This window comes from Roseibium sp. (assembly GCF_025698965.1).
GTDB lineage: Bacteria > Pseudomonadota > Alphaproteobacteria > Rhizobiales > Stappiaceae > Roseibium.
The window spans coordinates 1-7,166 of record NZ_JAILWL010000342.1; the positions used below are offsets into that span (position 1 = coordinate 1).

Consider the following 7,166-nt stretch of genomic DNA (forward strand, 5'->3'; position numbering starts at 1 on the left):
GTACCATGACATTGGTCACGTATTTCTGCTCCAGACCGGCCATCTCGGCAAGCAGGAAACAAATGTCGAAGAGGTTGTTCGAAAGCGACAATTGCGTAATGGCATTGCTGAGAGACCGTTGACCGGCGCGGATTTCCTTCAAGGTCACCTTGGCGTTGATCCGTGTCGCTTTTCGCTCCAGCTTGGAGCTTGCGACGACCTTGCTGGCCTTGTGGAAGAGATCTTGTACCAGCGCTTCATTGTCTGCGCGCATCTGCCGGATCTTGATTTGCTGCTGCTCCGGCATGTGACTGATCAGTCTTTCGTATTCTTCTTCGGTAATATCGGCACGTTCCATCATGGCGTCGCGGATCTTGTCGTCTCGTTCCGCCAGTTTGATGAGCAGTCTGGAGCCCCAATCGGAAAACTCGGCACCTGAATTGGCCGCGACCGATTGCTTCACCGGACTTTCGCCGCGCTCCAGGAGGATGTCGGTTACGTTGCTTTCCAGATGCTCACGCTTTGAAATGGCCAGCAGGTGTCCCTGGCCCATTGTTTTGGCAAGCTGTAGGATGTCTTCGGATTCGAGTGCGTTGGAAGATGTCAGCATCGGGCGTGCGATATCGATTTCTTCCTTGGCAAGTGCCAGAGCGACCTTGTGCGATGTGCTGTCAATCGGTGCAAGTTGTTCGGAAACTTCCTTTTTCTGCTCCCGCTCCATGGTCGGCAACATGCTCTCCAGGACCGTATTGAACAGAGTAATTTCTTCGGTTTGATAGCTGTTCGCACCGTTCACGAATAATTCGGTGACATGTTCAACCAGTTGGTGACGCTTTTCAGGGGTGCTGTCTTTCGCGAGACTAAGAATGTCATCGATCATGTATGGGCCATCCGTTTATCCGACTTAAAGTTTAGCCCGAGACAGTTTACAAGTGGATAAAACACAGTCAAAAATTGAGATAATCTGCGTTTTAACCGCATTGCTGACAGTTCTTGTCACAGAGTATTTGGAATAATTACCAATAGTTTCTCGAAAATTTGCGGATATTTGCTGCTCTGCACAAAAACAGCTTTCTTGCGGTGACGGACTGTGAACGAATTGGCAAGGGGAGACTGACCTGAAAGTCTGCGGCCGAGTTCAGGCTGCCCGTTCCCGCTTCGTCGAATTCAGTTTGATTTTCATCAGGGAAAGCAGGCGGCGGGCGTCGGTTTCGTCCAGCATGTGATAGTTGGTGAGCCACTTGCTGCCGGTGCTTTCCGGAAATTTCAGGTGTTTGCAGCGTTCCTTGCAAATCGCCTGGAATTCCACCGCTTCAATGCCTGTTGCACGGCAGACCGTGGCAATTCCGGTCGCATCGAAGCGCACCATCAGATTGTGCACATACTTCGTTTCGAGGCCGGAAAAGAAAGCGAGTAATGCAACGCAATCCAATAGATTGTGCTCCAACGCCAGCTGATAGATTGCCTTGTTGAGCGTGGTCTTGCCCAACCTGATACCCATCAGCCAGGCTTTCGGGCTGATTTTTGACGGGCGTTTGACCAGTTCGGCTCCGGCAGCAATCTCCCCGTCGTCCCGGAAAAGGTCTTCCAGTAGCTCTTCATTGGATTTGCGCAGGTGCCGGATACGGTCTCCGAGTTGTTTGGGCATGTCCTTGACCAGGACTTCAAACTCTTGCATTTCCAATTCGGCGCCCAGATTGGCCGCGAGAGTGTGTTTGACCTCCTTGGAGCCACGCTTGACCAGCAGCGCCCCGACGTCCTTGCTGACATGGTCACGATTGGCGATCGCAAGCAAATGCCCCTGGTCCTTGGTCTGGGCGATCTTGCGCAGGCTTTCTTCTGAAAGCGACTGTGAGCGTTCCAGAACCTGCCTGGCGACGGGCAGGTCGTCACAGGCCATGGCTGCTGCGAGATTGGATGAGGTTGCCTGCACCTCTGCAAGGCGTTCCGACAGCTGCTGTCGCGCTCCCTGTTCCAGGGAGTCGTAGACACCCTCAAGCATATTGTTCAGCAGATGAGTTTCATCAGAACCGGAGTCGTCCTTGCGAGCGACAAGCAACCCGCTGACGTGTTCAGCCAGTTCATGCTTTTTTTCTGAAGTAGTGTCCTTGGCAAGTTGAAGTAGCGAGTCTGTCATGGTGGCACCCTATCACCAGAAGTCTCTCTGAATTTCCTTTACAACCCATGAAAAATTTCTCTGGAATTACTGTGAGTTCGCCGATATTTAGTTGACCTTAGGGCAACTTTGCGCCATGCGTCGCACATGACTGACCTCCCGATCCTATATTCCTTTCGTCGCTGTCCCTACGCCATTCGGGCGCGCCTGGCGATTGCCGTCAGCGGCCAGCAGGTAGCACTTCGGGAAGTGGTCCTGCGTGACAAAGCGCCGGAGTTTCTGGAAACCTCTCCAACGGCAACGGTTCCATGCCTGAAAGTGGAAAACACGATCCTTGACGAGAGTCTGGACATAATGGTGTGGGCGCTACGGCATTCGGATCCAGAAGGTTGGCTCAGCCCGGAAGAGGGAAGTGCCGAGGAGATGTTTGCGTTGATCGATGAATGTGACGGTCCGTTCAAACAGCATCTCGATCGCTACAAATACGACACGCGCTACAAGGACACAGATCGCGAACTCGAACGCGCTTCTGCCTCCGCCTTTCTTCGGAAGCTGGATATAATGCTTCAAAAACGGCCCTGGCTATTTGGCCGGCGCGCTTCGCTTGCGGACTACGCGATCCTGCCCTTTGTCCGCCAGTTTGCTAACGCGAATCGAGACTGGTTTGACGGTGAGGAGTGGACCGCTCTGAAAGCCTGGCTGGTCATGTTTGAAACATCCGACAGGTTTTTAAATGTCATGCCCAAATGGCAAAAGTGGCATGCCGGCAGTGAACCGATTGTATTTCCAGACACTTGAATGTGACCGGGCGGCCAATTCAATTGGCGAATTTAAAAAGGTAATTCAATTAGTTAGAGAACTATCTCGATAGCAGCAGAACGTTGCTGTGAGCAGCTGAGACGTAGCTGCAATCGCATAGCTTCAAATATCCCAACCTTACAAAATCGTAATGCTCCCGACAGGCGCTCGTAAGGGACGCTTACCTATTTTCATTACCGAGCTTAGAGCGCGACTCCCTGTGCGTGTTTACCCGTGACGAGCGTTCTTGAAAACGGCATGCGAGATAAAGTTATAAAGGAAGAAAATATGCAAAACCGTCGGTCAGTTTCTCCATTGCGGTCCCGCCGTGCCAAATTGCTGGCTGGAGTAGTTGCGCTCGGCACTGCAGGTCTTTTGACCGCGCAAACCGTTGTCCCAAATCAAATGGCCCAGGCCGCACCGGTTCGCGTTGATGCTGCCGCACCTTCTGATTTTTCTGATGTTGTGAAGACGGTCAGCCCGGCAGTGGTCAGCGTTCAGGTCAAGCAGGCCGCCGAACCTCGTATGATGAACTTCAATGGCGGTAACGGTGGCGGTGAAAACTTCCAGGAGTTCTTTAAAGGGCTGCCGGAGGGGCACCCGTTTGAGCGTTTCTTCCGTGATTTTGGCGGCCGTGGTGGTGAGGAAGGACAGCAGCAGCGGCGCGCACCACGTCAGTACGGCCTGTCCCAGGGTTCAGGTTTCTTCATTTCCAAGGATGGATTTGTTGTAACCAACCATCACGTGATTGACCGGGGAACCGAGTTCACCGTGATCGACCAGAACGGTGATGAGTATGACGCCACGCTTATCGGCGCGGACAAGCGGACCGATCTTGCGCTGTTGAAGGTCGAGAGCAATGAGGATTTCACTTATGTCGATTTCGCGAGCGAAGCACCCGAGGTAGGTGAATGGACCGTCGCGATCGGCAATCCGTTCGGACTTGGCGGTTCTGTAACCGCAGGCATCGTTTCTGCTCGTGGTCGAGATATCGGCGCCGGCCCATACGATGACTTCATCCAGATCGATGCGCCCGTCAACCGTGGTAACTCCGGTGGTCCGGCCTTCAACATGAAGGGTGAAGTGATTGGTGTGAATGCGGCGATCTTCTCGCCGTCAGGCGGCAATGTCGGTATCGCCTTCGCGATCCCCGCTTCGACCGCGCAAGATGTCATCATGGAGCTCAAGGATGACGGAACAGTTGTCCGCGGTTGGCTTGGCGTTCAAATTCAGAACGTCACCGATGACATCGCGGAGAGCCTTGGCCTGAATGAGGCCCGCGGCGCACTTGTCGCGGAAGCGCAGGAAAACAGCCCGGCCGAGAAGGCTGGCCTGCGCTCGGGCGACACCATCCTGGCAGTCGACGGAACCAGCGTGGAAGGTCCGCGTGACCTCTCCAGGATTGTCGCTGCATATGATCCGGACACCTCCATTGACGTCACTATCTGGCGTGATGGTGAGGAACAGGACATCAGTGTGACCCTTGGTCGCTTGCAGGAGCAGGTCGCTGACGCTGCGCCGCAGGTGGACGACACCAAAACGTCCCTGGACGATCTTGGACTGGTTCTGACCACCAAGGCCGAAGCGGGTCTCGAAGGTGAGGGCGTCGTGATTGCCGACATTGCGCCGGACGGTCCTGCCGCCGAAAAGCGCCTGAACACAGGCGACGTTATCCTGGAAGTCGCCGGTATGAAGGTGAACAGCCCGGCTGATGTCCTCAAAGCGCTCGATAAAGCTGAAGATGACGGCCGCAAAGCTGTTCTGATGCGCGTCGAGAGCAACAACAACGTTCGGTTCGTGGCTTTGCCCATGAACCTCGCTTGATCAGGAGCCGGTTCTGCCCGAGCTGGAACCTGAGTGACAAGGCTGGCCTGCCCTCTGCCCCCAACCCCGACGGGCTGGCCTTGTCCCAGGGTTATGGAGATGAACCCTGACAGTCTGGCGGCGGCGCCTCACATCCATCGCCGCCGCCAGCCATTTCCTTTTGGCGAATCTCAGAGTACAAAGGATGGCATGTTGCGAATTCTTGTTATTGAAGACGACCCTGAGGCAGCGAGCTACCTCGTAAAGGGACTGAGCGAATTCGGTCACACGGCTGATCATGCTGCAGACGGACAGACCGGACTGCAGATGGCTCTGGACAGCAGCTATGACATCCTGATTGTCGACCGCATGCTTCCCAAAATGGATGGTCTTTCGATCATCAAGGAGCTGCGTCGCGACGGTAATCACACTCCCGTTCTCATTCTGTCGGCACTTGGTCAGGTTGACGACCGCGTCAAAGGTCTCAAAGCGGGCGGAGACGATTATCTGCCTAAACCATTTGCATTTACAGAACTGCAGGCACGGGTAGAGGCTCTAGCGCGTCGTCCGCAATCCGCAAGTCAGGTGGAAACGACCTATACAGTCGGTGATCTGACACTGGACCGCATGGCGCATTCCTGCCGACGCGGCGACACAGAGATACCCCTGCAACCACGTGAATTCCGTCTGCTGGAGTATCTGATGCAGCATGCCGGGCAGGTTGTGACCCGGACGATGCTCCTGGAAAACGTCTGGGAGTATCATTTCGATCCTCAGACCAACGTGATCGATGTCCACATTTCCCGCTTGCGCGGCAAAATCGACAAGGGTTTTGATACACCGCTCCTGCACACCATCCGGGGTGCCGGATATACGATCCGTGACGCGGCTCACTAGATTTACAAGAACGACCGCTTTCAAGCTGTCGTTGCTCTATATCGCCGTCTTTACGGTGATGTCCGGAATACTGCTCGTCTATGTCGCGGAAAACACAGATCACCTGATGTCCGAACAGGTTGTTCAGGCTGTCGATTCCGAACTGAAGGGGCTTTCGGATGTATATGTTCGCGGTGGTGTCCGCGATCTGGTCCAGGCGATTGACCGCAGGTCGCGCCATCCGGACGCCAGTCTGTACCTTCTCACTGATTTTTCCGGAAACGCGCTCGTCGGCAACATCGCCCGGCTGCCAACCATCGTCCTGGAAGAGGCCGATGGGGGCCTGAGGAGAGTTCGCTACACCCAGCTGGGCCAGGAATCGGAAGACATCGAGCGTCAGGCCATGGTGCGTACGTTTGAGTTGCGTGGCGGTTTCAGATTGCTCGTCGGCAGGGATCTTGGCGATCAGCTGCGATTTTCCACTCTTTTAGGCAATGCGCTGAGGCTCTGGCTCGTAGTCGTGGTGGTCATGGCGGCCATCACTTGGCTGTTTGTCAGCCGCCGCGTGATGAAACGCATCGACGACATCTCGGCAACCAGCCGCATGATCATGAATGGTGACCTGTCCGAACGTTTGACCATCGCAGGCAATGACGACGAGTTCGACCGTCTGGCGGTTAATCTCAACACGATGCTGGATCGGATCGAGCTGCTGATGCAGTCGATGAAGGACGTCACCGACAACATTGCGCACGATCTGAAGACACCTCTGACCCGATTGCAGACCCGGATCGAGATTGCCCTTCGTGAAGCCAAGGGCGAGGCGGGTTATCGTGGTGCGCTTGAAGCGACACTTGATGAAACCGACCATCTGCTTCGCATTTTCAATGCGCTATTGCGCATCGCCCGAATAGAATCGATGGCGCCGGGATCATCCATCAAGCCGACGGATCTCAACAAGCTGGTTGCCGAAGTGGCGGAACTGTACGAGCCGCTTGTCGAAGATGAGGGCGGCAAGCTGGAAGTGGACATTCCTGCAGATCTCAAGGCCGAGTGCAATCGGGATCTGGTGAGCCAGGTCATGGTCAATCTGATTGAAAACGCTTTGAAATACGGCAGACCGGAGGAGGGGGGAATTTTGATCCGCCTTTCCGGAAAAGAAGACGACGACCGTGTGATCCTTTCGGTGACGGACAATGGTCCGGGAATTCCGGAAAAGGATATGGACAGGGTCATGGATCGCTTCGTCCGGCTGGAAGAAAGCCGGTCGGAACCTGGAACAGGCTTGGGATTGAGTCTTGTCAAAGCCGTTGCCCGCTTGCATGGAGGAGACTTGCGCTTCAAAAATGGAAGCCCGGGTCTTTGCGCCCGGATAGATCTGGCACCGGTGGTGCCGGCAAACAGCGGGAGCGGGAATGCAGAAGGCGGATCAACGGGACGGTCAGAAAAGCCCGTCGGGGAGTAACGGCGTCCGAGGAGCTTTGCTGGACCGCATTGCCATCGTCCCACCAGCGCCTGATGTCGATCGGGCCGCTTTGTTCCTGAAAGATCTGACTGATAATCCTGAAGCCGGGCCCGAGCTGGAAGGCCTGTT

At 55.0% G+C, this 7,166-nt stretch carries 6 protein-coding genes; 4 read left to right on the forward strand and 2 right to left on the reverse strand.

Annotation, left to right across the window (positions count from 1 at the left end; all coding sequences use genetic code 11):
- Both K5905_RS23105 and K5905_RS23110 read right to left on the reverse strand, forming a co-directional pair.
- Positions 1-859, reverse strand: an 859-nt coding sequence (locus K5905_RS23105; RefSeq protein WP_297588280.1) for a DUF2336 domain-containing protein, incomplete at its 3' end; no start/stop codon positions are given.
- A 258-nt stretch (positions 860-1,117) separates the two neighbouring features.
- Positions 1,118-2,116, reverse strand: a complete 999-nt coding sequence (locus tag K5905_RS23110) for a DUF2336 domain-containing protein (protein WP_297588282.1) — start codon at positions 2,114-2,116, stop codon at positions 1,118-1,120.
- 126 nt (positions 2,117-2,242) lie between these two features.
- Here K5905_RS23110 and K5905_RS23115 point away from each other — a divergent pair, with 126 nt between their 5' ends.
- The 4 genes from K5905_RS23115 (at position 2,243) to K5905_RS23130 (ending at position 7,037) form a co-directional block, all read left to right on the forward strand.
- Positions 2,243-2,893 carry a glutathione S-transferase gene (locus K5905_RS23115; RefSeq protein WP_297588285.1) on the forward strand — a complete coding sequence of 217 codons (651 nt, stop codon included), beginning with the start codon at positions 2,243-2,245 and terminating at the stop codon, positions 2,891-2,893.
- Positions 2,894-3,181: 288 nt separating this feature from the next.
- A complete protein-coding gene (locus K5905_RS23120; RefSeq protein WP_297588288.1) occupies positions 3,182-4,717 on the forward strand; it encodes a Do family serine endopeptidase in 1,536 nt (511 codons plus the stop codon).
- A 189-nt stretch (positions 4,718-4,906) separates the two neighbouring features.
- A complete protein-coding gene (locus K5905_RS23125; protein ID WP_297588291.1) occupies positions 4,907-5,593 on the forward strand; it encodes a response regulator transcription factor in 687 nt (228 codons plus the stop codon).
- Positions 5,577-7,037 carry a HAMP domain-containing sensor histidine kinase gene (locus K5905_RS23130; RefSeq protein ID WP_297588294.1) on the forward strand — a complete coding sequence of 487 codons (1,461 nt, stop codon included), beginning with the start codon at positions 5,577-5,579 and terminating at the stop codon, positions 7,035-7,037. Before K5905_RS23125 ends, K5905_RS23130 begins: the two co-directional genes overlap by 17 nt.
- Positions 7,038-7,166 lie beyond the last annotated feature (129 nt).